Annotated in this window: 25 protein-coding genes; 10 read left to right on the top strand and 15 right to left on the bottom strand. The window is 62.5% G+C overall.

Annotated features, from left to right (window positions below):
• Positions 1 to 31: 31 nt before the first annotated feature.
• From NKH30_RS18600 to NKH30_RS18615, 4 genes are all read right to left on the bottom strand, one after another.
• Complete coding sequence (locus tag NKH30_RS18600; RefSeq protein ID WP_352542415.1) at positions 32 to 1,321, bottom strand: O-antigen ligase family protein; 1,290 nt, start codon at positions 1,319 to 1,321, stop codon at positions 32 to 34.
• On the bottom strand, positions 1,318 to 2,853 hold the full coding sequence (locus NKH30_RS18605) for an undecaprenyl-phosphate glucose phosphotransferase (RefSeq protein ID WP_352542416.1): 1,536 nt from the start codon (positions 2,851 to 2,853) through the stop codon (positions 1,318 to 1,320). The genes NKH30_RS18600 and NKH30_RS18605 overlap by 4 nt, the downstream gene beginning before the upstream one ends.
• 116 nt (positions 2,854 to 2,969) lie before the next feature.
• Positions 2,970 to 4,094: a glycosyltransferase family 4 protein gene (locus tag NKH30_RS18610; protein WP_352817641.1), complete on the bottom strand. Its 1,125-nt coding sequence runs from the start codon at positions 4,092 to 4,094 to the stop codon at positions 2,970 to 2,972.
• A gap of 12 nt (positions 4,095 to 4,106) precedes the next feature.
• Positions 4,107 to 4,670, bottom strand: coding sequence for a polysaccharide biosynthesis/export family protein (locus tag NKH30_RS18615; RefSeq protein ID WP_352491882.1), 564 nt, complete (start codon positions 4,668 to 4,670; stop codon positions 4,107 to 4,109).
• Positions 4,671 to 4,925: 255 nt separating this feature from the next.
• Here NKH30_RS18615 and NKH30_RS18620 point away from each other — a divergent pair, with 255 nt between their 5' ends.
• Positions 4,926 to 7,175 carry a GumC family protein gene (locus NKH30_RS18620; protein WP_352770032.1) on the top strand — a complete coding sequence of 750 codons (2,250 nt, stop codon included), beginning with the start codon at positions 4,926 to 4,928 and terminating at the stop codon, positions 7,173 to 7,175.
• 23 nt (positions 7,176 to 7,198) lie between these two features.
• On the opposite strand, the gene NKH30_RS18625 is transcribed toward NKH30_RS18620, so the two are convergent.
• The gene (locus NKH30_RS18625; RefSeq protein ID WP_352996520.1) at positions 7,199 to 8,428 is read right to left on the bottom strand and encodes a GNAT family N-acetyltransferase; all 1,230 of its coding nucleotides are present in this window, start codon (positions 8,426 to 8,428) and stop codon (positions 7,199 to 7,201) included.
• An 89-nt stretch (positions 8,429 to 8,517) separates the two neighbouring features.
• On the opposite strand from NKH30_RS18625, the gene NKH30_RS18630 reads away from it, so the two are divergent.
• Positions 8,518 to 9,576 (top strand): polysaccharide deacetylase family protein, encoded by a 1,059-nt coding sequence (locus NKH30_RS18630; RefSeq protein ID WP_352996522.1) that lies wholly within the window; start codon positions 8,518 to 8,520, stop codon positions 9,574 to 9,576.
• Here the strand turns inward: NKH30_RS18630 and NKH30_RS18635 are convergent.
• The gene (locus NKH30_RS18635; RefSeq protein WP_023674629.1) at positions 9,573 to 9,800 is read right to left on the bottom strand and encodes a DUF2842 domain-containing protein; all 228 of its coding nucleotides are present in this window, start codon (positions 9,798 to 9,800) and stop codon (positions 9,573 to 9,575) included. The two genes, NKH30_RS18630 and NKH30_RS18635, sit on opposite strands and share 4 nt — an antisense overlap.
• 151 nt (positions 9,801 to 9,951) lie before the next feature.
• Between NKH30_RS18635 and NKH30_RS18640 the strand changes: the two genes are divergently transcribed.
• Positions 9,952 to 11,046, top strand: coding sequence for a COX15/CtaA family protein (locus NKH30_RS18640; protein WP_352745893.1), 1,095 nt, complete (start codon positions 9,952 to 9,954; stop codon positions 11,044 to 11,046).
• On the opposite strand, the gene NKH30_RS18645 is transcribed toward NKH30_RS18640, so the two are convergent.
• The 3 genes from NKH30_RS18645 to speB are packed head-to-tail and all read right to left on the bottom strand — an operon-like array spanning position 11,036 to position 13,839.
• Positions 11,036 to 11,875 (bottom strand): aminoglycoside phosphotransferase family protein, encoded by an 840-nt coding sequence (locus NKH30_RS18645; RefSeq protein ID WP_352996524.1) that lies wholly within the window; start codon positions 11,873 to 11,875, stop codon positions 11,036 to 11,038. The two genes, NKH30_RS18640 and NKH30_RS18645, sit on opposite strands and share 11 nt — an antisense overlap.
• Positions 11,876 to 12,802, bottom strand: a complete 927-nt coding sequence (argC, locus tag NKH30_RS18650) for an N-acetyl-gamma-glutamyl-phosphate reductase (protein WP_352501535.1) — start codon at positions 12,800 to 12,802, stop codon at positions 11,876 to 11,878.
• A 29-nt stretch (positions 12,803 to 12,831) separates the two neighbouring features.
• On the bottom strand, positions 12,832 to 13,839 hold the full coding sequence (gene speB, locus NKH30_RS18655) for an agmatinase (protein ID WP_352471982.1): 1,008 nt from the start codon (positions 13,837 to 13,839) through the stop codon (positions 12,832 to 12,834).
• 304 nt (positions 13,840 to 14,143) lie between these two features.
• Here speB and NKH30_RS18660 point away from each other — a divergent pair, with 304 nt between their 5' ends.
• Complete coding sequence (locus NKH30_RS18660; protein ID WP_352745892.1) at positions 14,144 to 15,202, top strand: glycerophosphodiester phosphodiesterase family protein; 1,059 nt, start codon at positions 14,144 to 14,146, stop codon at positions 15,200 to 15,202.
• Positions 15,203 to 15,555: 353 nt separating this feature from the next.
• Here NKH30_RS18660 and NKH30_RS18665 read toward each other — a convergent pair whose 3' ends face one another.
• Positions 15,556 to 16,434, bottom strand: coding sequence for an aldo/keto reductase family oxidoreductase (locus NKH30_RS18665; RefSeq protein WP_352996526.1), 879 nt, complete (start codon positions 16,432 to 16,434; stop codon positions 15,556 to 15,558).
• A 94-nt stretch (positions 16,435 to 16,528) separates the two neighbouring features.
• Between NKH30_RS18665 and NKH30_RS18670 the strand changes: the two genes are divergently transcribed.
• A complete protein-coding gene (locus NKH30_RS18670) occupies positions 16,529 to 17,437 on the top strand; it encodes a LysR family transcriptional regulator (protein WP_352614137.1) in 909 nt (302 codons plus the stop codon).
• 87 nt (positions 17,438 to 17,524) lie between these two features.
• On the opposite strand, the gene NKH30_RS18675 is transcribed toward NKH30_RS18670, so the two are convergent.
• The 4 genes from NKH30_RS18675 to NKH30_RS18690 form a co-directional block, all read right to left on the bottom strand.
• Positions 17,525 to 18,055: a hypothetical protein gene (locus NKH30_RS18675; protein ID WP_352614136.1), complete on the bottom strand. Its 531-nt coding sequence runs from the start codon at positions 18,053 to 18,055 to the stop codon at positions 17,525 to 17,527.
• A 223-nt stretch (positions 18,056 to 18,278) separates the two neighbouring features.
• On the bottom strand, positions 18,279 to 18,761 hold the full coding sequence (gene rpsI / locus NKH30_RS18680; RefSeq protein ID WP_023674644.1) for a 30S ribosomal protein S9: 483 nt from the start codon (positions 18,759 to 18,761) through the stop codon (positions 18,279 to 18,281).
• A gap of 1 nt (position 18,762) precedes the next feature.
• The gene (rplM, locus tag NKH30_RS18685) at positions 18,763 to 19,227 is read right to left on the bottom strand and encodes a 50S ribosomal protein L13 (protein WP_023674645.1); all 465 of its coding nucleotides are present in this window, start codon (positions 19,225 to 19,227) and stop codon (positions 18,763 to 18,765) included.
• 213 nt (positions 19,228 to 19,440) lie between these two features.
• Entirely contained in the window at positions 19,441 to 19,905 is a 465-nt protein-coding gene (locus NKH30_RS18690) for a PaaI family thioesterase (RefSeq protein WP_352682013.1), read from the bottom strand.
• Positions 19,906 to 20,061: 156 nt separating this feature from the next.
• Here NKH30_RS18690 and NKH30_RS18695 point away from each other — a divergent pair, with 156 nt between their 5' ends.
• The 5 genes from NKH30_RS18695 (at position 20,062) to NKH30_RS18715 (ending at position 23,703) form a co-directional block, all read left to right on the top strand.
• Positions 20,062 to 20,883 (top strand): enoyl-CoA hydratase, encoded by an 822-nt coding sequence (locus NKH30_RS18695; RefSeq protein WP_352501540.1) that lies wholly within the window; start codon positions 20,062 to 20,064, stop codon positions 20,881 to 20,883.
• Positions 20,884 to 20,892: 9 nt separating this feature from the next.
• Positions 20,893 to 21,315, top strand: a complete 423-nt coding sequence (locus NKH30_RS18700; protein WP_352770005.1) for a VOC family protein — start codon at positions 20,893 to 20,895, stop codon at positions 21,313 to 21,315.
• Between the two features lie 77 nt (positions 21,316 to 21,392).
• Entirely contained in the window at positions 21,393 to 21,914 is a 522-nt protein-coding gene (locus NKH30_RS18705; RefSeq protein WP_352918825.1) for a CoA-binding protein, read from the top strand.
• A 152-nt stretch (positions 21,915 to 22,066) separates the two neighbouring features.
• Entirely contained in the window at positions 22,067 to 23,347 is a 1,281-nt protein-coding gene (locus NKH30_RS18710) for an O-acetylhomoserine aminocarboxypropyltransferase (RefSeq protein ID WP_023674650.1), read from the top strand.
• A gap of 5 nt (positions 23,348 to 23,352) precedes the next feature.
• Entirely contained in the window at positions 23,353 to 23,703 is a 351-nt protein-coding gene (locus tag NKH30_RS18715; RefSeq protein ID WP_352769997.1) for a cupin domain-containing protein, read from the top strand.
• 156 nt (positions 23,704 to 23,859) lie between these two features.
• Here NKH30_RS18715 and NKH30_RS18720 read toward each other — a convergent pair whose 3' ends face one another.
• Positions 23,860 to 25,317, bottom strand: coding sequence for an LVIVD repeat-containing protein (locus tag NKH30_RS18720; protein ID WP_352996529.1), 1,458 nt, complete (start codon positions 25,315 to 25,317; stop codon positions 23,860 to 23,862).
• Positions 25,318 to 25,329: the final 12 nt, after the last annotated feature.

Here is a 25,329-nt window from a genome sequence, read left to right on the forward strand (position 1 = left end):
GTCGCGATGTATCGTGATAGACCGGGTCCGGTCAACCGAATTCGGTTGCTGTCCTGCCTGAGGCAACCGCGACGGGGATTGCCGGTCGCTGCGTCGCCCGCAACTGCCACTGGTGGCGGTATTCGAGCGCGATGGCACCCCAGATCAAGCCGAGCAGCAGGTAGACATGGCGCCAGTGGTCGATGTCGATGAAGGTGCCGAGCCCGATATTGCCGATGAAGGCGACGTAGGCGCATAGAAGATAAGGCTGCCACGGCCGGTCGCGCAGCAGAATGCGGAAGCCGGCGGCGATCGTCCAGCACGTCAGCGTCAGGAACGACACGAAGCCGAGCCAGCCGTAATCCATCAGCATCTTCAGCCAGATGTCGTGCGTGTCCTCGCCGAAGATCTTGCCGAAGACGAGCGGGCCGATGCCGAACGGATGCTCCAGTGCCATCTGAAAGCCGATCGTATAGCGGGCGAAGCGGCCGAGCCGGGCGGTGTCGTAGCTTTGTTCGAGCTGTGCGCGGTTCGAGAACATTTCGGCGACTCCTGGCAGTTGCAGGATGACGATCATTGCGATGACCAGCAGTCCGACGGCGGCGATGGTCATGACGACGACGCGCAGCCTGAACTTGCCGCTGGCGCTCTGCAGGAACAAGGCACCGGTCAAAAGGATCGCCGAAACGGCGAACATGCCCCAGGCGCCGCGCGAAAAGGAAAAGAAGATGCCGGCGGTGATGATCAGCAACGGCACCGCCAATAGCGGCATGCGTGCGACCGAGCCGGTAAGCAGCAGGTAGAGCAGGTAGATGCCGGGCAGCACCAGGAACGGACCGAACACGTTCGGGTCCTGGAAGGCGCCGGCGGCACGGTCGTATTTGGTGAAGATCTCGGCTCCTGGAAAGGCATGGAAATAGCCGGCTATGCCGACCAGCGAAGTCAGCACCGCCGACACCACATAGGCGACGAAGATCACCCGGTAGAGACTGGGCCGGACCGCCGTTACCGAAGCGAAAAAAACCGCGGTTAAGGCCAGGAACAGCGAGACGGCGAGATAGAGCGGCGTGCCGGCGAGGTCCGACATCTGCGTCATCGAGATCATGCCGCCGATGTTCATGATCACCAGCAGCACCAGCAGCGGCACCGCCGCGCGTTGTATGCGCAGGCCGAACAAGGGCCACACCACGATCAGCCCGACCATATAGAGGTCGTATGGCGCCGGTTCATCGATGACGAAGCCCGACAGGAAAACACCGAGGAAAACCGCCCCCGAAGCAACCAATGCAATCAGCTTGGCGTTGACCGCCGTCGCGGGCAATTCATAGGCCGTCGCGCTCAATACGCGTTTTCCGTATTGAGCAGTCGGATCGGCGTCAGGAACAGGATTTTGAGGTCGAACAAGAGCGACCAGTTCTCGATATAATAGAGGTCGTATTCCGTCCGCATGCGAATCTTCTCGTTGGTGTCCATCTCGCCGCGCCAGCCATTGATCTGCGCCCAGCCGGTCACACCGGGTTTGACCTTGTGGCGAGCGAAATAGCCGTCGACCACTTCATTGTAGAGGAGGTTGTGCGACTGCGCGGCAATGGCGTGCGGGCGCGGCCCGACCAGCGACAGCGAACCGAACAGCGAATTGAAGAACTGCGGCAGTTCGTCGACCGAGGTCTTGCGGATGAAGCGGCCGACGCGGGTGACGCGCGGATCGTTCTTGGTCACGGTCTGTTTGGCCGTCGGGTCCGCCTTGTCGGTATACATCGAACGGAACTTGTAGACGTCGATGATCTCGTTGTTGAAGCCGTGCCGCTTCTGATGGAACAGCACCGGCCCCTTGCTGTCGAGTTTGATCGCGATTGCGGTCGCCAGCATCACCGGCGAGAACACGATGATGCCGATGATCGAAAAGACAATGTCGAAGGCGCGCTTGGCGACCGAATCCCAGTCGTTGATCGGCTTGTCGAAGATATCGAGCATCGGCACCGAGCCGATGTAGGAATAGGCGCGCGGCCTGAACTGCAGCGCGTTCGAATGCGCCGATAGCCGGATGTCGACCGGCAGCACCCACAGCTTCTTCAATAACTGCAGCACGCGCGATTCGGCGGTCAGCGGCAGCGATACGATCAGCATGTCGATGCGCGCGATGCGGGCAAATTCGATGAGTTCGGAAATTGTACCGAGCTTGGGATAGCCGGCGACAACCGGCGGTGACCGCTTGTCGCCACGGTCGTCGAAGATGCCGCAGATGCGGATGTCGTTGTAGGGCTGCCTTTCGACCGAGCGGATCAATACCTCCGCCGCCTTGCCGCCGCCCACGATGACGGCGCGGCGCTCCATCCGCCCGTCGCGCGCCCAGCGCCGGATCAGCTTCGACATCACCAGGCGGAGACCCAGGATCAGCACGAAACCGACGACGAACCACGTGCCGAAGAGCAGGCGCGAATAGTCTTCCGACATTTTCATGGTGAAGGCGGTGAGCGCCATCAAGGCGAATGTTCCGGCCCAGACCAGCAGGAGACGGCCGAAATTGGCGATCGGCCGCATCAGCGCGACGATCTGGTAGCGGTCGGTGACGTCGAACAGAACGACCGCGAGGAACGAAGTGGCGGCGATCGTCAGTGAGTATTGCCAGGCAAGATAGTTGAAAAAGCCGACATAATAGAAATAGACGGCAAGACCTGACACCAACAGCAGCGCGAATTCCACCATGCGCAGGACGCCGCTCACCATGATCGGCGACATCGTATCGCGCCGGTATTGCGAGGCGACCTGGCGGGCAACATCGTTCATGCCGCCGGCCGTATTGTTCTCGGCAGGGGCGTCGAATTTGCGCACCGCGTCTAGCGAAAAACGGCGCGCTGGGTCGATTTCGTTCATGGGGCGTCCGCAGGTTTCCCTCAGGTGAATAGCAAAAGAGAGCTAAGAAACCCTTGAAACAACGGATGGCTTTGGAGACGCTTTCACCAGGAGCAGCCCGGTGGAAACCCGTTGTTCTATTTTTTGAGCGCGGCGAAATAGGCCTTTTCGATTTCGGCGGCCATTACATCGGCGCCGAAGCGTGCCTTGAGGTCGGCGAGGCCGGGCATCAGGCCTTTGTAGGTGTCGAGATCGGCCAATGCGGCGCTTATCTTGTCGCCAAGTTCGCGCGGGTCGGGCCGGATCAGGACAGGCGAGCCGGTGTCGAAGATTTCCGGTATGCCGCCGACCGCCGTCGCGATGATCGGCTTGCCGGCGGCGAGCGCTTCCAGAACTATATAGGGCATGGCTTCCGCGCGCGAGGGAACGACGACCAGTTCGGCCAGCCTGAAGGCGAGCCTGGCCGGCATCGGCGCCAGGAAGCTGACCTCGAGGCCGAGCTGATCTACCTGGGCGCGATAGCGCGGCAGGTCGTCGCCGTCGCCGACCATCAGCGCTTTCAATGGGCGGCCGAGCCGTGTCGCGGCTCGCCCCAGCGCATCGATGAAGATGTCCGGGCCTTTGAGGTCGCGCATCATGCCGATATAGAGGAGGTCAACCGCATTGTGCTCGGTCCGCACCGGCTCGAACTCGGCGGCGCGCAGGCCGTTGTGGACGAGAGCGTTCGGAATGGGCGGCTCGCCGACCTTCCTGCGATAAGTCCGCCGCTCATAATCGGAAACAAACAGCAGGCAATCGGTGAAGCGAGCCATGAAGCGCTCGAGCGCGAAGAACAGCTTCCCCATGGCGGTGGTCTCGTCATAGTGAAGCGAGCCGCCATGCGGCGAATAAAGGCGGGCTACGCGAGACCTGGATACCCGCAACAATGAGCCAAACAGACGGGCATAGGCGCCACCTTTGGCGCCATGCCCGTGCAGCACGTCCGGCCGCAATTCTTTTATGATCCTGTAGGTGCGCCGGGCCGAGGCGAGATCGCCTGGCCCGACATGACGCTGCATCGGGGTGCGGTGAATGCCGAGCGCCAGGCTGCCTTTCATCTGTTCGAACAGCCGTTCCTCGAAATCGCCGCCCGTCGTCGAATCGCAGACGATGCCGACGGCATGGCCGGCGGCGACCTGAGCCTCGGTCAGGTCGCGCACATGCCGGAAGATGCCTCCGACCGGTGAGCGAAAGCAGTGGACGATCCTGAGTGTGTCCGCCACTTTGTCAGCACATCAAAACAGGCGTTCGCGAACATAGACTGTATCGCCGGGCAGCAGCGGGTCGGAGGTCACCACGCGTCCGGTTATCACCTTGCCGTTGATGTCGCGGGTAATGTCGACGCTTTCCTGGTTGGCGCGTGGCGTGAACCCGCCGGCGATGGCGACGGCTTTCTGCACGGTCAGGCCTGGAACGTAGGAATACTGCCCCGCCGCACTCACTTCACCCATGACGAAGATCGGCCGGTAGCGATCGATTTCTACCGAAACATCGGGATCCCGCAAATAACCCTGTCGCAGTTTCTCGGCGATCTCGCTTTCAAGCTGTTGGGCGGTGTGGCCGCGCGCCGGCACGTTGCCGACGAGCGGCAGCGAGAGATAGCCGGACTGATCGACGCTGTAGGTATTGGTCAGTCCTTCCTGCTCGAACACGGTTACGCGGACGCGGTCGCCGGCGCCGAGGCGATAGGGCTGGTCGAGAACTTCATGGAATGCGGCCGGCGTCGGCCGGTAGCTGGAGCAGCCCGAAAGCATCGATACGGCAAGCAGCGCGCGGAAAAGGGGAGCAGTGCTTTTCATGAGCGGACACGTACCTTTGAATAGCCGGCGACTCTGCGGCAAACCTTAACGATCGAGCTCGGTTATCATCCTGTTAGGGTTAATGGCCGGTAAAGGCGCGCGGCCGATGCGGGCCGGATCGACGAATGCAGATGGTTTTCAGCCTCTTGTTTGCGGCTTGTTAATAGGGCCTGACAGGTTCTTACCGCGATATTAACGGCTGAGTTACCATAGTTGTTTACGGTGCATGCTGACTCAGTACCGGAGCAGGGATGCATGTCCGTTCAATCCGCGGCCGCAGATGTCGACGTCGATCTCAGGCAGCTTTTCGCCAGCCTGGCGCGAAACTGGCTGCGCATCCTTGTCGTCGCACTGGTTGTAACCGGCCTGGCCTTTGCGCTCGCCTGGCTTGCAACGCCCGAATACAAGGCGGCAGCCAAGCTGGAGATCGGGCCTCGAGAATCGGAGTTCACGCGGCCAGCCGGGGCCAACGGCAACGAGCGGTCGATTCCCGACGAAGAGGCTGTGGCCACCGAGGTCCAGATCATCTCGTCCCCCGACATCCTCAAGCAAGTGGCGGCGAAGCTCAACCTGGCGAAATTGCCCGAATTCGACGAGGCGCTGAAGATGTCGGCGCTGAGCCGCGCCCTTGTCCTTGTTGGCTTGAAAAGCGATCCGTTCGAGATTCCGCTGGAAGAGCGCGTGCTGGACGCAATGCATGAGAAGCTCAACGTCTATGGCGTTGAAAAAACCCGCGCGATCGCAATCGAGTTCTCGTCAGAGGATCCAAAGCTTGCCGCCGCGATCCCGAACGCCATTGCAAACGCCTATATCGCCTCCAAGGGCAATGCCAAGCTCGAATCGAATTCCGCCGCCACCGACTTTCTGGCGCCGGAAATCGCGGATCTGCAGAACCGGGTGAAGGAGGCGGAAGCCAAGGTTGCCGCATTCCGTGCGCAGTCCGATCTTTTGATGGGCGGCAACAATTCGGTGCTTGCCACCCAGCAGCTGTCCGAATTGTCGAGCGAACTGTCACGCGTGCGCGCCAATCGCGCTTCGGCGGAAGCGACCGCTGACAGCGTGCGCAGGGCGTTGCGCAATGGCGGCTCGCTGGATGCCGTTCCGGAGGTGTTGTCTTCCGAACTGATCCAGCGCCTGCGCGAGCGGCAAGTCGAACTCAAGAACAACATCGCCGACCTTTCCACCACCTTGCTCGACAACCATCCGCGCATCCGCGCGCTGAAGTCGCAGCTCGCGGATCTCGACCGCCAGATCCGCAACGAAGCGGAAAAGATCATGAAAGGTCTGATGGCGCAGGCCGAGACCGCGAAGGCGCGAGAGGCTCAACTCGTGGCAGACGTCAACACGCTGAAGGCGGCGTCCGCCCGCGCCGGCGAAGAGCAGGTGGAACTCGATGCGCTGCAGCGTGATGCCGCGACCAAGCGTCAGCAGCTCGATCTCTATTCATCCAGCTATCTCCAGGCGGCCGCACGCAAGGATCGCAACTATCTGCCCGTCGACGCTCGCGTATTTTCGGAGGCCCAGGTGCCGGCCGAACCTTATTTCCCCAAGATTGGTCCGATTGTCAGTGCGGCCTTTGTCGGCTCGTTGCTCATCATGGCGATCGTCACGCTGCTGCAGGAACTGTTTTCCGGCCGCGCCATGCGTCCGGCCGCCGGTGCCCATTTCGAGCGCATCGAGCAGGTTGCGATGCCGGCTGTCCAGGCCGAACGCGTGATGGCCGAGCCCGACCCGTCGGTTGGCCGGTCCGAACCGGCAGTCGTTGAGATCGATGAGGCCGACGACGACAATATCATTGAAAGCAAAGTGGAGCCGGAACCCGTCGCGGTGGCGGAAGCGGCTGCCGAGAAAATCGAACCGGAGTACTCTGAAATGGCAGCTGGAGACATTGAACCGGCACGTTCTATCCTCGGCGAGGTCGACATCGACAAGGCCGCGGAAAAACTGATCGCCACCGGTGCCGCCCGCGCCATATTCGTCTCGCCGGAAGGCGACGAGGCGGCTGCCTCGGCAGTGCTGGTGGCGCGCGCAGTCTCCGACGCCGGGCTTCGCGTGCTGCTGCTTGATCTCACCGCTTCGGGTGCCGCCTCGCGGCCGATGCTGGACAGCGGGCTGTTTCCGGGCATCACCGATCTGCTCGCCTCACAAGCGCAGTTCAGCGATGTGATCCACCCCGATCTCTATTCGGACTGCCACGTGATTCCCGTCGGCACAGCCGATCCGGTCCGCGCCATGCGCGCCGCCGACCGGCTGCCGATAATCATGCAGTCGCTGACCACCGCCTATGATTTGGTCGTGGTCGAATGCGGACCGGCCGGCGCGCAAGGCATCAGCCGCCTAGTGGGCGAGGGGACCGAGGTTTTGCTCTCCATGCTTGAGCCGGACGACGAGGTGACGCAGGCCGCGGTCGCGCTCATCGAGAGTGGCTATCCCGACCTGACGCTGGTCACGCCCATCGGCCATGTGGCGCCGGGCCCAATGCCAGGACGGCGCTCGGCCGCCTGAGGCAGTTTTCTCTCAAATCGAAATCAGCTGTCGTCTTCGCCTGCGGCCGGTGCTGTCCGCCCCACGGCTTTGCGGCGCAGCAGCTTGGTCAGCTTCCAGACCATTGGGCTGTGCTTGATGAATGCCTTCAGGCTTGCGCCGTGCCTGAGCGCAAGCGCCAGCGCACGACCTTTCAGCGTCAGCGGAACCAGCACCTCGAAATGCTGCGTTTCGACATCGCACCACAATCGCTTGTAGGGTTCGTCGCCGACCGAGAAATCATAGATTTCGAAACCCGCCTCGCAGGCTTCCTGGATGTTCTCGAAGAACAGGAAGTCGCCCGGGCTGGTGTGTGCGAGGTCGTCCTCGGCAATCGCCCCGAACTCGCAGATCAGCCGCTTGCCCGAGCGGCTCGACCCGGTGACTGCACGAAGTTTGCCGGCGACTTCCAGCCCATGCAGGACGAAGGACGGATCTTCCTCTTGAAGCGCGTCGGCAAACAGCGAGCGGAAAAAAGCGCGCACCTCCGCCTCACCGAAAACATTGGCGATGCCCATCTTGCGGAAGCGGGATTCCTTCATCTCAAAAAAGGCATCGAGCAGCATGTGCACCTCGTCCGCAGTCCTCGCCTCGATGCGACGATAGCTGCCAACGGCCTCGAACTTGCGCGCCTGCGAGCGATGCTTCTTGCGCCTGCGCTTGCCGCTCACGCGGGTGAGCAGTGCGTCAAATCCTCCCACAAGACCGGCAGCCAGCGACAGATTGGGGCTCGAAAAATGCGGCAAGGCGGAGAGCGGGTTGGCAACGCCGTCGAGATCGGGCAGCAGCCGCTCCAGCGCGACAAGATCGATGTCGCGCCGCGCCTTGGCAATCGCCGCCAGCATCGAGCGGATCGCCGCGCTATCGGCATTCGCCAGCCATTGCGGGTCGGCGGCGGCAAAATTGCCGTTTGCATGGCGGCCGCCCATGAACCGGGCGACGCGGAACGCTCCACTGCGAGTGACCTCCAGCGCCAGTGAGAAAACCGGCCTGTCCTCGGCGCGCAGCGTCGCAACGACAACGTCGGCGCCGGTATGTGCGGCCCAGTTCAGGATCCAGCCGGCGCTTTGCGCAGGGGCAAAAAGCGCCGAATGGCAGAATTCTGCGTACGCCGCCAACGCCGCACTATCGGCGACCGAGGTTGACAGGCCGGCTTTGCCGGCCGGCAAGGCATACGGCGACGCCTCGCTGCTTGCCAGCCGATTGCCGTCAAATGACGCGGTGGCGTCAACCATACCTCAATCCTTGGGGCGTATTCGTCGCGATTGGGGGTCCGCGCAGGCGCATTCCATGCTTGATGAGCTTAGGCGCAAAAGGTGAATGAATGATCGACGGGGGCGAGGCAATCCGCAAACTGGCGCTCAATCTCGCCCGCTATTCCGGTCTCGCGCCGCTGGCCAAGCCGTTTATCGGCGGCCTTGGCGCCATCCTGATGCTGCATCGGGTAACCGCGACACCGGAAAAGCCGAACGGCGTCAACCGCCACTTGAACATCGCGCCTGGGTTTCTCGACACCGTGATCGCCGACATGAAGGCGAACGGCTACAGTTTCGTCACGCTTGACGAGGCGATCGAGCGCATCAAGGCCGGCGACAAGGACGGCCAGTTTGCGACGATCACCGCCGACGACGCCTATCGAGACAACATGACCGAGGCGCTGCCGGTGCTGGAGAAGCACGGCGCGCCGATCACCATCTACGTCGCGCCGGGACTGATCGACGGCGCTGCCGATTTGTGGTGGGACGTGGTCGAGGACATCGTCAATGCGCGCGATCGCCTGACGCTGACGACGCCCGCTGGCCCGGTGACAATCGACTGCTCGAGTCCGGGAAAAAAGGTCCAGGCCAATGCGCGCCTGCACGCTCATCTGACGCTGAAGGTGCGCGAGCAGGACCAGCGTGCGGTGTTGCGCGATCTGGCGCGCTCGAACGGCATCGAATTGGGTGGTCCGCGCCCGAGCACGCTGATGAACTGGGACGAGATCCGCACCATGGCCGGGCACCCGCTGGTGACGATCGGCGCACATAGCGTCAATCACTGCAATCTGAAGCGGCTTCCCGAGAGCGATGCGCGACATGAGATCGGCGACGTCAAGCGCATATTGCAGGCCAAACTTGGCGAGGAGCCGCGCCATTTCGCCTATCCCTACGGTTATGCCAGTGCCGTCGGCCGCCGCGAAGTAGGCCTAGTCCGCGATGCCGGCTACGCCTCGGCGGTGACGACCCGCCACGGCATACTCCGCGCCGAGCATGCCGGCTTCCTGCACGCCCTGCCGCGCATTTCGGTCAATGGCCGCTACCAGAGCGTCGCCCACATCCGAACAATGTTGTCGGGCGTGACGACGCCGCTGGCCAATGCCGGCAAGACGGTGGTGACGATCTAACTGTTGCCTCGCCCCTTCGGCCGCGGCTCCAGGATCAGCCATTTGATGATGCCCATCGCCGGCAGCACCCACAAAAGCCCGCTGAGCAGGAAGAAGATGAAGTGCGCCAGCGGCCCGGACTGCGACAATTGGGCGACCGCCACAATCGAGGCGACCAGCGCATAGACTATGACCAGCACTACCAGCAGGAAGCTTCCGATCAGCTTTTTCAGGCGAATGGGCATGGCGCGATCTCGTTGATCGCTATCGCTTAGGCCGAACAGCCAATACGCGCAACCCGCCAGAAACGGCGCGACGGCGTGCCGCGCTGTCCGGTCTTGCAAGCCGGGTTGCGATGGTTCACCAATCCGCGACTTCAACCGCCGGGACAAATCCATGGCTGCTGCCATATCCGATGCCGCGCCTTTCGCCGCCCGCGATCGCGACCTTCGCAACCGCGCGCTGGTACGCGGTTGGCTCTATGTCGTGCTCCTGGTGCTGTTTGCGCTGGTACTGGTCGGCGGCGCTACAAGGCTCACCAATTCCGGCCTGTCGATCACCGAATGGCAGCCGATACACGGCGTCATCCCGCCGCTCAATGATGCCGAGTGGCAGGAGGAGTTCCTGCGCTACCAGCAGACCCCGCAATATGCCGAACTCAACAACGGCATGAGCATCGAGGCGTTCAAGTCGATCTTCTGGTGGGAATGGGTGCACCGCATCCTGGCGCGTAGTGTCGGCGTGGTCTTCGCCCTGCCGCTGCTGCTCTTCTGGGCGACGCGCCGCATCGAGCGGGGCCTCGGCACGAAGTTGTCGGGCATCCTCCTTCTCGGCGCCCTGCAGGGCGCGATAGGCTGGTGGATGGTGGCGTCCGGGTTGGTTGACCGGGTTTCGGTCAGCCAATACCGGCTGGCGACGCATCTGACGCTGGCGGCGCTGATCTTCACGGCGACCATGGTGGTCGCGCGTGGGCTGGCGCCGCACTCGGAACCTGCTGCCGACCGCTCGACGCAACGTCTGGCCGGCTTCCTGGTGCTGCTGGCGCTGGTCCAGATCTATCTCGGCGGGCTGGTCGCAGGGCTAGACGCCGGCTTGAGCTACAACACCTGGCCGCTGATGGACGGCAAGCTGGTTCCCGGCGACCTGCTGCTGCTGGAGCCGGCATGGCGCAATTTCTTCGAAAACCCGAAGACGGTGCAATTCGTCCACCGGGTCGGCGCCTACACGATCTTCGCGGTCGCGCTCTGGCACATGATTGCGACACGCCAGCGCCTGCCGGGCACGACGCATGCCCGACGCGCGACGCTGCTGTTCCTGATTGTCGTGGTGCAGGCGTCGATCGGCATCGGCACGCTATTGATGCAGGTGCCTCTGCACATGGCCCTGACGCATCAGGCATTCGCGCTGTTTCTGCTGGGCTTCGCCGCCGCGCATTGGCGCGGTACCAAGGGCGCTTACCCGCTGCCCCACGAGATCGCTCTCAGAGGCTGAGCCGCACCCGCCGGATTGCCGCGGCAATCGCCAGTTCGCGGTTTTCGTCGACCGCATTGCGATCTTCATGGTGCCATGCAGCCGACAGGCAGCCATAGGCGATGGCGTGGTCCAGTATCGCGGGCGGCGACTGGCCGAGCGTTGCTGCAAAGACATGCGCCATATGCGCGATCCGCCGCGGATCGGTGCAAAGATCGTCTCGGTCGAGTGGGTTGTAGAACACATTGGCGGCATCGAAGCCGGGGTCGCCGAGAACGCCCTTCGGATCGATCGCCAGCCAGCCGCGCGGACCGTGCATGATGTTGTCGTGATGCAGGTCGCCATGCAGCGGCCGCACGTCGTGCGGATTGGACAACAGCCGTTCCGCGATTTCGGCAGCTTCGACATACAGGCTCTTTTCGCCGGCGGCGCGATCGGCCTTCGCCTTTTTGAACAGGCTGGAAAACCGGATCCGCAACGGCTGAAGGTCCGGCGGGGCAGGGTGCTTCGACGGCGAGAACAGCTTGGCCATTACCTCCGCCGCGATCGCGGTGGCGGCATTGTCGCCCTGATCCGCAATCATCTGTGACAGCGAGGTTTCGCCGGCATACTCGAGCAGCATCCGGTGGCCATCGCGACCCAGCAGCCGCACCGCGCCTTCGCCGCGTCGCCAGGCGAGGAAATGCTCGCTGCGCAACTCGTCCTCGACATCGTCGAAAGGCTTTAGATCCTTGACGATTGCCGGTGAGCCGTCTTCGCGATCAACCTTCCAGATGCGGCTGCTGAACGTTTCGGCGATGAGTTCGGGCGCGCCGACCTTCCAGCGCTTCGGAAATGCTGGCGCATCCATTCAGAGGCCGAGCATCAGATCCATGTTCTGCACGGCAGCGCCCGAGGCGCCCTTGCCGAGATTGTCGTAGACGGCAAGCAGCAGCGCCTGCGCCCTGTTATCATTGGCAAAGACATAGAGCTTCATCCGGTTGGTGCCGTTGTAGATCTCCGGATCGATGTCGGGCATGCGTTCCTGATGCAGATACGGCGCCACCTCGACCACGCCGCCATCGATGGAAGCGAAATGATCGGCGATCGCCGCGTGAAGCTCGGCGCCGGTCGGCACATGGTCGAGGCCGCCGAGTTGCAGCGGCACCACCGTGATCATGCCTTGCGCGAAATTGCCGACTGCCGGCTGCATGATCGGATCGTGCGAAAGCCTGGCATAGGTCCTGAGTTCCGGCACGTGCTTGTGCTGCAGCGTCAGTCCGTAGGGCAGGAATTCCGGCGCATCCTCGCCCTTGGCGACATAATCCTCGATCATAGGCCGGCCGCCGCCGGAATAGCCGGAAATGCCGTTGACGGTGACCGGAAAATCGGCCGGCAGCAGCCCCGCCGCAACCAGCGGCCGCAGCGTCGCGATTGGTCCTTGCGGCCAGCAGCCAGGATTGGCGACGCGCTTCGCCGAAGCGATCTTCTTCGCCTGGTCCTTGTCCATTTCGGCGAAACCATATTCCCACCCATCGGCGACACGATGCGCCGTCGAGGCGTCGATCACTTTGGTGGTGTCATTGGCGATCAGCGAAACGCTTTCCTTGGCGGCCGCGTCCGGTAGGCAGAGAATCGCGACATCGGCGGCATTGAGGAACTCGGCGCGCGCTGCCGTTTCCTTGCGGCGCTCGGTCGGGATGGAGATGATTTCCAGGTCGCCGCGCTCGGCAAGCAGCGCCCTTATCTGCAGACCGGTGGTGCCGTGCTCGCCGTCGATGAAGATTTTCGGTTTCATTGCGTGCCAAAATTCCTGTTATCTCAAAGCTATATGCCGCTCGCCTGATTCAATCCGGCAACGCTGTGATTGCCTTGGTTCATTTCCTCGAGCCGGGCCTTTCGTTCCGCCAGCAGCCCGAGATAGTGCATGGCCACCATCGAGCCGGCAATCGCCGTTATATCGGCGTGATCATAGGCTGGCGCAACCTCGACGACGTCGGCGCCGACGATATCGAGCTGGTTGATCTGGCGCAGCACCGACAGGATCTTTGCCGAAGACGGGCCTCCCGCGACCGGCGTTCCGGTGCCGGGCGCAAAAGCCGGGTCCAGGCAATCGATGTCGAAAGTGACATAGGTCTTCTTGCCGCCCGTACGGTCGACGATGGCATAGGCGATGTCGGACGCACGCATTTCCTCCACTTCATGGCCGTACAGGATCTTGATACCGAACGTGTCGGGCGCATGGGTGCGGATGCCGATCTGGATCGACCGGTCGGGGTCGATGATGCCCTCCTTGACTGCACGGCCGACGAAGGAGCCGTGATCGATGCGCTTGCCGTCGTCGGGCCAGGTGTCCTGGTGTGCGTCGAACTGCACCAGAGCCAGCGGGCCATGGATGGCGGCATGCGCCTTGAGCAGCGGCCAGGTGACGAAGTGATCGCCACCGAGTGACAGCAGAAAGGCGCCGGATTTCAGGATCTTGGCCGCTTCGCGTTCGATCGTGGCAGGCGTCTTCTGGTGATTGCCGCTGTCGAGCAGGCAGTCGCCATAATCGACCACGGCAAGCTGTTCGAACAGATCGCGCGAAAACGGATATTGCGGGTCGTTGTCGAGGATGGCCGAGGCGCGGCGGATTGCCTGCGGTCCGAAACGGGCGCCCGGCCGATTGGTGACCGCAGCGTCGAAGGGAATGCCCCACACCACCGCATCGGCGTCCTTCACGTCCTTCGAATATTTGCGCCGCATGAACGACAGGGCGCCGGCATAGGTCGGCTCGAACGACGCACCCGTCCTGGAGCGGGTGGTGAAGGCATGATCGATGGTCCTTGGCGGCATGAAGCGATCTCCTGTGCGTCGACGCGCACCCTTATTGGACATAATTCTCAGAATTGCGACCCCTGCGGAGGATCATGGCCATTCGATCCGGTCACAAATCCTTGCTCGCCAGGCGAACCCGGCAGGCTCGCCAGGAGATTGCCTGGCAAGCAACCGAAAGTAGCCGCCGAAGACTGCTTCGGCCGGCGCTGACCTGATTTTCCGGCATTTTGCAAGCCGGCTTCGTTCACCTGCCTGTCACGGGCATCGCTTAACCGGGGTGCGATCCCGGTACGGAGCGATTCTCGTGCGAACGACCTGTCTCATGCGAACGATTTGGCTGAGCCTTCTACTTTCCGCGGCGCTGGCGCTCTCCCTTGGCCAGGCATCGGCAGGCGAAACGCGCGCCAGGCAGATTCTCGACCGCTTCGAGCACGCCAACCAATGGCGCGACCATGTGATAGTGGCCGCGCACCGCGCCGGCGGCATGCAATCCGGCAAGACGCTCTATCCCGAAAATTCGATCGCCGCCGCCGAGGCGTCGATCGCAATGGGCGCCGAAATCGTCGAGGTCGATATAAGGCGCTCGAAGGACGGACAGTTCGTCGTCATGCATGACAGTTGGCTCGACCGCACGACGAATTGCAAGGGTGAGGTGGTCAACCGCACGATGGCCGAACTCAAGACGTGCCGTTTGGTGATCGAAGGCACCGGCGCCGTTACGGGCGAGACGGTCTCGACGTTGCGCGAGATGTTGATGACGACCAGGGACAGGATCCTCATCAATCTCGACAACAAGCTCGACACCGAAAGCCTCGTCGGCATGGTCGCGGTTGCGCGCGACCTCGGCATGGCCGAACAGGTGATCGTCAAGGAGAACCTGTGGAATGCGGAGCGGATTGCCAGTGTCAAGGCCGCCATGGACGCGATCGGCAGCGGCTTCCAGTTCATGCCGATTATCGCCGATGACGCGGTTCGCGACGCCATGTTTGCCGAGAAAGTGGGCCGGGCCTTCCCGATGCGCGCGGTCGAGATGATCAACTGGCGCATGGGATCAGAGACACTGACCGAGACCGGCGGCCCGCTGTTCAGCCCGCGCATGCGCGCGCTGGCGGTGAGGGGCGACTGGCACATCTGGGCCGACACCTATGCCATCGTCAACAAGCCGGGAGGCTTCCTCGCCGGCGGTCGCGGCGACGAGCTGGCGGTTGCGGCCAGCCTGCCGCGCGAGACTTATGGCTTCTGGGTCGAGCGCGGCGCCACCATCATCCAGACCGACGAACCGAAGGCCGCCATCAGTTGGCTGGCGGCGAACGGTTTTCGCGTGCCCTATGCCGGTGAGAAGCGCCCGGCCGAGCCGGCCAACACGGCCAGCATCAACTAGACCGGCGCGGCGAGAATTGGATCTCCCTCTTGTGGTGACGATGCCCGGCAGGGCAGAAGGGCGCTGTCCCGCCGACCCCAGGCCGGCAGCGCCAAACTTTCGAAGGAACCCAGAAACAGAAAACCCGCCTCCGTGGGCGGGTCGCTGGAGCCAATTAGCACCATACCCAGATTAGTAGCATAGCTGCCGGCACAAAGCAAGAACAAAATGTGGCGTAGTAGCAGAAAAATGCGACGATCCTTCAGCGCCTCGGCGGTTCCGCCTGCAAGGTCGCGCCTTCGCTGTCCTGCCGGCAATCTCCCCCGCAAGGGAACCCACTTGGGGGAGATTGGCTCATCACTGCCTTCCGCAATCTACCCGCAGGCCGCCATTGCCACACCATCCAGCTCCTTGATGACATCGTCCGACAGTTCGAGGTCGGCAGCGGCGAGGTTCTCCCGCAGATGCGCGACGGAAGACGTGCCGGGAATCAGAAGAATGTTGGGCGCGCGGCGAAGCAGCCAGGCGAGCGCGACCTGCATGGGCGTGGCGCCGAGGCGTGCCGCGACCTTGGACAAGGTCGACGACTGCAACGGGTTGAAGCCGCCAAGTGGGAAGAACGGCACATAGGCGGTGCCGTCGCGGGCCAGATCGTCGATCAAGGCATCATCGCCCCGATGCGCCAGATTGTACTGGTTCTGCACGCAGACGATCCTGCAAATCCGGCGGCCTTCGGCGATCTGTGCGGCGGTGACGTTGCTCAGCCCGATGTGGCGCACGAGGCCCTGTCGCTGGAGCTCGGCAAGCGTCGCAAGCGGCGCCTCGATCGACCCTTCGGCGGGGCCATGCGCGTCGAACATGACCCGAAGGTTGACCACCTCCAGCACGTCGAGTCCGAGATTGTGCAGATTGTCGTGCACCGCCTGTGTCAGCTCTTCTGCCGAGAAAGCCGGCAGCCACGAGCCATCCGTGCCGCGTCGGGCACCGATCTTGGTGACAATAACGAGGTCGTCGGGATAGGGTGCGAGCGCTTCGCGGATCAACAGGTTGGTCACCTGCGGGCCATAGAAGTCGCTGGTGTCGATGTGGTTGACGCCTTGTGCAACGGCTTCGCGCAGTACGGCCAATGCCGCGTCGTGGTCCTTTGGTGGGCCGAAGACGCCTGGCCCTGCGAGCTGCATGGCGCCGTAGCCGAGCCGTCTCACCTTACGGTCGCCGAGGATGAATGTGCCGGAATGGTTGACGCTGAACATGGTCTTTCTCCTTCAGGAACGGTGCACAGATAGACGCTGTCCGATCTCATGATAATTGGCTACAATTCGCACGGGCTGTGCGGAATGACGAACAATGCAGATTGATCTCGGGGACCTGAACGCCTTCGTGGCCGTAGCGCGCGCCAAAGGCTTTCGGGATGCGGCACGCGCCAGCGGCGGCAGTGCGTCCGGCTTGAGCGAGGCGGTGCGGCGCCTGGAGACGCAGCTCGGTGTCAGGCTGCTCAACCGGACGACCCGCAGCGTTGTCCTGACGGAAGCCGGCGAAGGCCTGCTGGCGCGGCTCGGTCCTGCCTTGACCGAGGTGGAGTCGGCTCTCGACGTAGTGAACGGCTTTCGCGACAGGCCGGCAGGTACGTTGCGCCTCAATGTGCCGGTCAGCGCGGCGCGGCTGGTACTGCCCAGCATCGTTCCGCCTTTTCTCGCCGCCTATCCAGGCATCCGGTTGGAGGTGATCTCGGAGGAGAGCTTCGTCGATGTGCTGGCGGCGGGGTGCGACGCCGGCATTCGCTATGAGGAGCGGCTGGAGCAGGACATGATCGCTGTGCCGATCGGACCGCGCGTGCAGCGCTTCGCCACCGCCGCCAGCCCGGCCTACCTGGATCGTCATGGCCGGCCGCAACACCCGCGCGACCTGCTCGGCCACGCCTGCCTGCGCGGCCGCTTTGCCAGCCGTGCGATGCCGCCGTGGGAATTCGAGCGCGACGGCGAGGTGGTGCGGGTCGACCCGACGGGGCCGCTTCTCGTGACCCTGGGCGGGGCGACTGACCTCAAAGTCGATGCAGCCATCGCCGGCACGGGCATCATCAGCCTGTTCGAGGATTGGCTACGCCCTCACTTCGAGAGCGGGGCGCTCGAACCGCTGCTTGAACCCTGGTGGCAGAGCTTCTCCGGGCCGTTCCTTTACTATCCCGGCCGGCGCCTCGTGCCGGCACCGTTGCGGGCGTTCATTGACTTCATCAAGGCGTCCGCCGGCCAGCCCTGACACCCAGGAGAGCCGCGCCCGAAAATAAGCGCGGCTCCCTTCCCTCAGGTGACCCGCCACTACGCTTCGCGGCAGGTGTTGCTTGATCTATTTGACTGGAATCATCAGGTGCGCGTAGGGCGTGCCGGGGAACATGACGTATGGTTGTGTGGGGTTCGGCTCGTGGGGATACAAGGCCATCATGTCTGGTGCGTTCATGACCATCACGTGCGGACCATCATGCAGCCATTCGGCCCCCTCCGGCGGCTTGGTTGCAAAGGGGTCGGTATTGCTGGCCGCATCGCCTCCTTTTAGCATGTAGGCGAAAGCAACTTTCCCTGCAGGCGGCTCCTTCTTGGACATGATCGCGTGCATCCACGCCATCCCGTTCTCATCCGTGCACATTGGGTCGTCGGCGGGAGTGCTCGGGTCGTCCGGGATGCAAGTGAAACCGTTGGTGCCCTTCCTCAACGTTTTCATCTCCCAATTCACGACGGCGGCGTTTTTGCCGACAGCCGCCGGTGCCGCTGTAATCGCATTATCGATCAGCTGCTCGTCGCTTTTGTCGGCCGCAGGCGCGGCGAATGCCCAAGTGGCGGCGACAGCTGCCAGAAACACACTGCTGGAATGGATGCGCATTGCCTCCTCCTTCGCGAGCGTCGGGTTACCGGCGCGTCGCAACGTGCACAGCTCCCGCTCTGTGGAGTTGGCTGCTGGCCTGGGATCTGGAACGCGCCTGTAATTAAGATACTACTAATATTATGTTGGGTCACCTGAAGATGCGGGATTGCTATGTCGACAAAGAAAAGGGGCTGCGAATACGCAGCCCCTCTGAAAAAATCGATAGAAAACAGGTCTCTGTTTAACGCTTCGAGAACTGGAAGGAGCGGCGGGCCTTCGCCTTGCCGTACTTCTTGCGCTCGACGACGCGGCTGTCGCGGGTCAGGAAGCCGCCCTTCTTGAGCACGGCGCGCAGCGCCGGCTCGTAATAGGTCAGCGCCTTGGAGATGCCGTGGCGCACGGCACCGGCCTGGCCGGAGAGGCCGCCGCCGATGACGGTGGCGACGATGTCGTACTGGCCGGCGCGGTTGGCGGCGATGATCGGCTGGTTGAGGATCATCTGCAGGACCGGGCGCGCGAAATATTCGGCGAACACCTTGTCGTTGACGACGATCTTGCCGGAGCCGGGCTTCACCCAGACGCGGGCGATGGCGTTCTTTCGCTTGCCGGTGGCGTAGGCGCGGCCCGACTTATCGAGTTTCTGGACGTGGACGGGTGCGGCCGGCTGGGTGTTGGTATTGCCGGTGGCAGCTCCGAGTTCTGCGAGCGAGGAAAGCTCAGCCATCTTACGAAACCTTTTTGTTCTTGGCGTTCAGCTTGGCCACGTCGAGGACGACGGGCTGCTGGGCGACATGCGGATGTTCCGTGCCTGCATAGACGCGGAGGTTCTTCATCTGGCGACGGCCGAGCGGGCCACGCGGGATCATGCGTTCGACGGCCTTCTCGACGACACGCTCGGGGAAACGACCCTCGAGCAGCTGGCGCGCGGTGCGCTCCTTGACGCCGCCGGGGTGGCCGGTGTGCCAGTAATAGACCTTGTCGGTGAACTTCTTGCCGGTGAACACCACCTTGTCGGCATTGATGACGATGACGTTGTCGCCGTCGTCGACGTGCGGGGTGAAGGTGGGCTTGTGTTTGCCGCGAAGATGATTGGCGATGACAGTGGCGAGACGGCCGACGACGAGACCCTCGGCGTCGATCAGCACCCACTTCTTCACCACATCCGCAGGCTTCTGCGAAAAGGTTGCCATGGATTGTTGCTTTCGGTTCGGACCTTCAAAGAAGGCGTTTCTTGTTGCTTGGATTGGCGAAAGGCGCTTGCCCGCCGCCAATAACAAAACGGCGGCCTTTGCGGGCCGCTGTTCCGTGAGGGCTTATAGGAGAGGACGGCGACTGCGTCAAGGCGCGTGAAATGTCGGCGAGCTATCAAAATCCAGCAAAAACAATGCCTTGGATGAAAGGTATTATTTTACCACACCATCAATCCGCTTTGGCGGGATCGAATAGGTGCCCGTTGCGTGCGCTACCGTGTGTCCCTCCGGGCCGGCGACGATGTCGATATCGAACACCATCAGGCTCTTGCCGAGCTTGAGGATGCGGCAATGGCCGTCGATAGGACCACTCTCGGCCTTGCGGACGAAATTGATGTTGAGACTGGTGGTGACCGAAAGCGCATCCGGCCCGGCATGCGAGAGCACGCAGACATAACCGCCTATGTCGGCCAGCGTGAACAGCGCCGAACCCGACACGGTGCCGCCGGGACGCAAATGGCGCTCGTCGGCGTTGAGCCGCACGACACAGCCGCCTGGAAACACCTCCAACGCCTCGTAGAAGGTGAACTGGTCGTTGAGCTGCGGGAAAATGGTCGCCATCAGCGCGTTGATTTCGGCAGCCGTCAGCACCGGCTTGAGATTGCTGTGGGCGGGCATTTCAGTCTCCCGGTTTGCGCCCTGCATGTATGAACGCGACGTGGCGTTTCTGGCAACACCCCATTCATTATGGCAGAAGCGGACGAGGGAGTTGGACGAAGCGAGGCGGCATACTAGATTAGTCCATCATCGATCCGGAATCGCAGAGGAATGATCATGGCCGAAATCGTCGCCATCAAGCCTGCCGTTGCCGAAGGGCCGGTCGTCTCCAGGCTGGACAACGGCGTGCTGCGCCTTACGCTCGCCAATCCGCCGGCCAATGCTCTTTCGCTTGCAGTGATGGCGGCGCTGACGGCGGAACTCGACCGCGCCAAGGCCGACAAATCCGTCCGCGTCATCGTCCTTGGGGCGACCGGCAAAGTGTTCTGCGCCGGGCACGACCTCAAGGAGTTGAGCGCGCACCGCGCCGATGCCGATCGCGGCAGGGGCTTCTTCGAAAAGACGTTTTCCGCATGCGCCGCGCTGATGCAGGCGATCGTTCGCCATCCTAAGCCGGTGATCGCCGAAGTCGACGGTCTGGCGACGGCGGCCGGATTGCAGTTGGTCGCCAGCTGCGATCTCGCCATCGCCTCGCACGAGGCGACCTTCTGCACGCCTGGCGTCAATATCGGACTGTTCTGCTCGACGCCGATGGTGGCGCTGTCGCGCAACGTTTCGCGCAAGCACGCCATGGAGATGCTTTTGACCGGCGAGACGATCGATGCGGCAACCGCCAAGGAATTCGGCTTGGTCAACCGCGTCGTGCCGCGCGAATATCTGAATCAGATTGTCACCAAATACGCGCAAACCATTGCGTCCAAATCCTCTCTGGTCGTCAAGATCGGCAAGGAAGCCTTCTACGAACAGGCAGAAATGGGGCTGGCCGAGGCCTATGATTACACCGGGCGCGTCATGGTCGAGAACATGCTGGCGCGCGATGCGGAAGAGGGCATTGGCGCCTTCATCGGCAAGCGCAAGCCGGAATGGCCGGAGGAATAGGAGGCGGATATGGAACCGCGCATCTCCATCATCACCATCGCCACCGACGATCTCGACCGTGCGACGCGCTTCTATGAGGCGATGGGCCTGACCCGCCATGCCGGGATCACCGAGGGCGTTGCCTTCTTCCAGATGGGCGGCGCCATTCTTGGCTTGTTTCCGCGCCCAAGCGCCGAAGAGGATTCGGGCGTCAGCTTCTCGAAGGCGCCGTCGGCCGTCTACCTCGCCTACAACACCCGCTCTGACGCCGAGGTCGACGAAGTGCTTGCGGCGGCTGAGAAGGCCGGCGGCAAGATCGTCAAGCCGGCCGGGCGCGCCTTCTGGGGCGGCTGGTACGGCTATTTCGCCGATGCCGACGGGCATGTCTGGGAAGTCGCGCACAATCCGGCTTTTCCGATCGCGGAAGACGGATCGATTTCGCTGCCGGGCTGACGGCTTTCCCTGGCCCATTGCAAGCCACTGACGCGGCTGTTGGCACCTCACTCCGAAGCGCTGTATGAGGACAAGGCATGAACCACGACGCCTACGACAACGCCTATATCGCCGGCATTCTCAATTCGGTGAAGACCATCGCCATGGTCGGCGCGTCGGCCAACGACGTGCGGCCGAGCTATTTCGTGCTGAAATATCTGCTCGGCAAGGGGTTTTCGGTGTTCCCGATCAATCCCGGCCAGGCCGGCAAGGAGATCCTCGGCCAGATGACCTATGCCAGGCTCGCCGACGTTCCGGGACCCGTCGACATGGTCGACGTGTTTCGCGCTTCCGCTGCCGTGCCGGGCATCGTCGACGAGGTGCTGCGGCTCGATCCGCTGCCGAAGGTCATCTGGATGCAGCTTGGCATACGCCATGACGAGGCGGCCGCACGCGCCGAAGCCGCCGGCATCAAGGTGGTGATGAACCGTTGCCCCAAGATCGAATATGGCAAGCTGTCCGGCGAGATCGGCTGGACCGGCGTCAATTCAGGCGTGCTGTCGTCGAAGAAGCCGCTGATGCGGCCGGGATTCCAGAGTTTCGGCGTTCGCCAGAAGTAGGTAATGAATAGTGAATGGTGAATAGAAGGATTTTTCTGGAAGGCCGGCAAGGCGGCATATGAGCCGCTTGCAATCAGGGTGGGGCTGGCCGACTTTGCCATTCACCATTCACCATTCACCATTCACCATTCACCATTGAGGGAGGTTTTTCGATGGCCCGCACGCCCGGTTTCAACACGCTCGCCGTCCATGCCGGCGCCAAGCCGGATCCGGCGACCGGCGCGCGAGCGACGCCGATCTACCAGACCACCTCCTTCGTCTTCGACGATGCCGATCATGCCGCCTCGCTGTTCGGGCTGAAGGCGTTCGGCAACATCTACACCCGCATCATGAACCCGACCCAGGCGGTGCTGGAAGAGCGCATCGCGGCACTCGAAGGCGGCACGGCAGGCCTTGCGGTCGCCTCCGGCCATGCCGCGCAGGTGCTGGTCTTCCACAATCTGATGCAGCCCGGCGACAATTTCGTTTCAGCGACAAAGCTTTACGGCGGCTCGATCAACCAATTCGGCCACGCCTTCAAGAATTTCGGTTGGCAGGTGCGCTGGGCCGACACCAACGATATCTCGACCTTCGAGAGCCAGATCGACGACAGGACCAAGGCGATCTTCATCGAGAGCCTGGCCAATCCCGGCGGCGTCTTCGTCGACATCGAGAAGATCGGCGACATCGCCCGCAAGCACGGCCTGCCGCTGATCGTCGACAACACGCTGGCCTCGCCCTATCTGCTGCGGCCGATCGAGCATGGCGCCGACATCGTCGTGCATTCGCTGACCAAGTTCATCGGCGGTCACGGCAATTCGATCGGCGGCGCCATTGTCGACGGCGGCACGTTCGACTGGTCGAAGTCGGGCAAGTATCCGATGCTGTCGGAGCCGCGCCCCGAATATGGCGGCCTCGTCCTGCACGAGACCTTCGGCAATTTCGCCTTCGCCATCGCTGCTCGCGTGCTCGGCCTGCGCGACATCGGCGCGGCGATTTCGCCGTTCAACGCATTCCTTATCCTGACCGGTCTGGAAACCTTGCCGCTCAGGATGCAGCGCCACTGCGACAATGCGGCGGCGGTCGCCGGATGGCTTTCCAACCATCCCAAGGTCGCCTGGGTTTCCTATCCCGGCCTGCCCAGCGACAAGAACAACGCGTTGCAGAAGAAGTACTCGCCGCTTGGCGCCGGCGCGGTGTTCACATTCGGGCTGAAGGGCGGCTATGCGGCGGGCATTAAGTTCGTCGAGGCGCTCGAACTGTTCTCGCATCTGGCCAATGTCGGCGACACCAAGTCGCTGGTCATCCACCCGGCATCGACCACGCATCGCCAGCTTTCCGACGAGCAGAAGATCAACGCCGGGGCAGGGCCTGACACGGTCAGGCTTTCGGTCGGCATCGAGGACGTCAACGACATCGTCGCCGATCTGGAACAGGCTCTCGCCAAGGTTTGATCGCCATGGCCACGCCGAAATTTCTTTCCGTCGGCGTCGACGCCGTCGAACCGGAACTTGGCGCACCAGCGCCGGATCGCCTGATGTCGGGCGATCCGAAATTCCGCACCTGGAATGTCGAGGAACAGCACGGCGGCCTCTATGCCGGCGTCTGGGAAGCGACGCCAGGCAAATGGCGCATCGAATATGATGAGTGGGAGTTCTGCCACATCCTGTCAGGGGTTTCGGTGATCGCTGAAGACGGCGGCGATGCGCGCACCGTCAGGGCAGGCGACAGCTTCGTGCTGAGGCCGGGCTTTAGAGGAAGCTGGGAAGTGCTTGAAACGACGCGCAAGGAGTATGTAATCAAGCTTTGATTTCGCATGGCGCCGGACTTTACAAAAGCGATCGATGTCCGTGTCGGAAAATCCGTATCGGCTCATCATGTCGCGGTGCCATGAAACTCCCGGCAAATCCTGACTGCCTCCGCTTCCGCGCTCCGACTAAGGCTTCATTCAGGATGAATGTGACCGTCACGTTCGATCCGTTTCCGGCCGCGGGCCGGTGTAGCGGAGAATCCAGAGCCCCTGGTTCTTGTCAGTTATGTAAACGAAGCCGCGCCGGTCCACGACCACGTCCTCGGTCTGAACAACCAGCTTGTCTTCCGGCATAGGGCCGTAGCGTCGGACTGGCTCCGGCGGGATGAAGTAGCCGACCTCGCGCGGAAGCCGAGTATTCGAGACGTCATAGACCCTGAGCCCGGCGTTGAAGTGCGCGATATAGAACAGATCGCCTTGTTTCTGGACATCGGGATGATGCTGGTGGTGGTTGATGTTGTGCGGTCCGCGCCAGCCGCCACGAGTTGTGAAATCCGAATAGGGAGCGCCTTCGGGTGGCACTGGTTCAGGCAACAGCGACAGCAGAAAGGGTTCACTGGAATCGGAAATATCGACGATCGAAGCGTGATGCCTCGGACCAAGTCCATAGGTGACGTTCTCCGAATTGGCGAAGGCAATGCCGCGCTCTGGAATCGGCAGCACGCTATGCACACCGAAGCGCGAGTGAAACGGAGGGCTGAAGCTCAGGCCGCCGACCTGCCTCGGCTGGGAGACATCGCTAATATCGAGCACAACGATTCCCGCCGCACCATAAGGCAAATAGACAAGATTGCCAGTGACATAAGGCGGGCCGTGCAGCGAGACATCCTCGCCCGTGCTGGCGCAGAAGGCGCCGCACATGCATTGCGGCTTCAGTCGCAACCGGTAGCGATCGACGGTCTCCTGGTCGGCGGCGGGCTTCGCAGCCGCAAAGCTCTCGCCGCCGGCCTCGTGCTGGCCCGGCACCCACCAGCGTCCGGCTTCGCGCGGATTCGAGCGATCCGAAATATCGAGGATGACGTAGATGTTGCCCCTGTAACCCGGCATGCCGGCGGCAAGGTGGACATAACGTCCACCGGGATAGAGGTTGCGATGCGTGCCGTTTCCGCCGGTGCGGTAGTGACTGAGTTGTTTCGGATTGATGGGGTCCGCGATATCCCAGATCAGAACGCCTTCGCCGAACGGTGCGTCGGGGTCACCGCCGAAATTAGCAAAGGGCTTTTCGAGGGCGGTCACCATCGTGTCGCCGGACAAATCTATTTGTAGAGTCCAAGTATTCGTGCCGAGATAGGGCACGAACTTGACCGTCTCGGGCTTGGCCGGGTCGGTCACGTCCACGATGCTCCAGCCGGAGTGCCAGAAGTGCCCAGTGTAGAGATACCAACGTTCGCCAACCTGCCTGATCGCCATTTTGAAGGCTGGGCGATGATCGAGATCGGTATAGCCCACTGCTTCGACATTGTGGGCGAAAGCGCCAGGGGGCGCTGGCGACGAAGCTGGAACGGGCTGGGCAAGGGCCTCGCAGACAAGACCGGATTGAGATGTCGCGGCGATCGTCGCGCCGATGAGCGGCACTTTCAGCATCTGGCGGCGTGAAATCTCGGAATTTTTCAAAGCGCGTCTCCC

Origin of the sequence: Mesorhizobium sp. M1273, assembly GCF_040318195.1 — a bacterium.
GTDB lineage: Bacteria > Pseudomonadota > Alphaproteobacteria > Rhizobiales > Rhizobiaceae > Mesorhizobium.

What these genes read in the sequence shown, in the direction of transcription:
- NKH30_RS18620 (WP_352770032.1), top strand. Translation starts at nt 4,926, where the DNA reads ATGTCCGTTCAATCCGCGGCCGCAGATGTCGACGTCGATCTCAGGCAG.
- NKH30_RS18640 (WP_352745893.1), top strand. Translation starts at nt 9,952, where the DNA reads ATGGCTGCTGCCATATCCGATGCCGCGCCTTTCGCCGCCCGCGATCGC.
- NKH30_RS18705 (WP_352918825.1), top strand. Translation starts at nt 21,393, where the DNA reads ATGAACCACGACGCCTACGACAACGCCTATATCGCCGGCATTCTCAAT.
- NKH30_RS18625 (WP_352996520.1), bottom strand. Translation starts at nt 8,428, where the DNA reads ATGGTTGACGCCACCGCGTCATTTGACGGCAATCGGCTGGCAAGCAGC.
- NKH30_RS18645 (WP_352996524.1), bottom strand. Translation starts at nt 11,875, where the DNA reads ATGGATGCGCCAGCATTTCCGAAGCGCTGGAAGGTCGGCGCGCCCGAA.
- rpsI (WP_023674644.1), bottom strand. Translation starts at nt 18,761, where the DNA reads ATGGCTGAGCTTTCCTCGCTCGCAGAACTCGGAGCTGCCACCGGCAAT.
- NKH30_RS18660 (WP_352745892.1), top strand. Translation starts at nt 14,144, where the DNA reads ATGCGAACGATTTGGCTGAGCCTTCTACTTTCCGCGGCGCTGGCGCTC.
- NKH30_RS18630 (WP_352996522.1), top strand. Translation starts at nt 8,518, where the DNA reads ATGATCGACGGGGGCGAGGCAATCCGCAAACTGGCGCTCAATCTCGCC.
- NKH30_RS18615 (WP_352491882.1), bottom strand. Translation starts at nt 4,670, where the DNA reads ATGAAAAGCACTGCTCCCCTTTTCCGCGCGCTGCTTGCCGTATCGATG.
- NKH30_RS18700 (WP_352770005.1), top strand. Translation starts at nt 20,893, where the DNA reads ATGGAACCGCGCATCTCCATCATCACCATCGCCACCGACGATCTCGAC.
- NKH30_RS18605 (WP_352542416.1), bottom strand. Translation starts at nt 2,853, where the DNA reads ATGAACGAAATCGACCCAGCGCGCCGTTTTTCGCTAGACGCGGTGCGC.
- rplM (WP_023674645.1), bottom strand. Translation starts at nt 19,227, where the DNA reads ATGGCAACCTTTTCGCAGAAGCCTGCGGATGTGGTGAAGAAGTGGGTG.
- argC (WP_352501535.1), bottom strand. Translation starts at nt 12,802, where the DNA reads ATGAAACCGAAAATCTTCATCGACGGCGAGCACGGCACCACCGGTCTG.
- NKH30_RS18670 (WP_352614137.1), top strand. Translation starts at nt 16,529, where the DNA reads ATGCAGATTGATCTCGGGGACCTGAACGCCTTCGTGGCCGTAGCGCGC.
- speB (WP_352471982.1), bottom strand. Translation starts at nt 13,839, where the DNA reads ATGCCGCCAAGGACCATCGATCATGCCTTCACCACCCGCTCCAGGACG.
- NKH30_RS18695 (WP_352501540.1), top strand. Translation starts at nt 20,062, where the DNA reads ATGGCCGAAATCGTCGCCATCAAGCCTGCCGTTGCCGAAGGGCCGGTC.
- NKH30_RS18715 (WP_352769997.1), top strand. Translation starts at nt 23,353, where the DNA reads ATGGCCACGCCGAAATTTCTTTCCGTCGGCGTCGACGCCGTCGAACCG.
- NKH30_RS18690 (WP_352682013.1), bottom strand. Translation starts at nt 19,905, where the DNA reads ATGCCCGCCCACAGCAATCTCAAGCCGGTGCTGACGGCTGCCGAAATC.
- NKH30_RS18710 (WP_023674650.1), top strand. Translation starts at nt 22,067, where the DNA reads ATGGCCCGCACGCCCGGTTTCAACACGCTCGCCGTCCATGCCGGCGCC.
- NKH30_RS18675 (WP_352614136.1), bottom strand. Translation starts at nt 18,055, where the DNA reads ATGCGCATCCATTCCAGCAGTGTGTTTCTGGCAGCTGTCGCCGCCACT.
- NKH30_RS18635 (WP_023674629.1), bottom strand. Translation starts at nt 9,800, where the DNA reads ATGCCCATTCGCCTGAAAAAGCTGATCGGAAGCTTCCTGCTGGTAGTG.
- NKH30_RS18665 (WP_352996526.1), bottom strand. Translation starts at nt 16,434, where the DNA reads ATGTTCAGCGTCAACCATTCCGGCACATTCATCCTCGGCGACCGTAAG.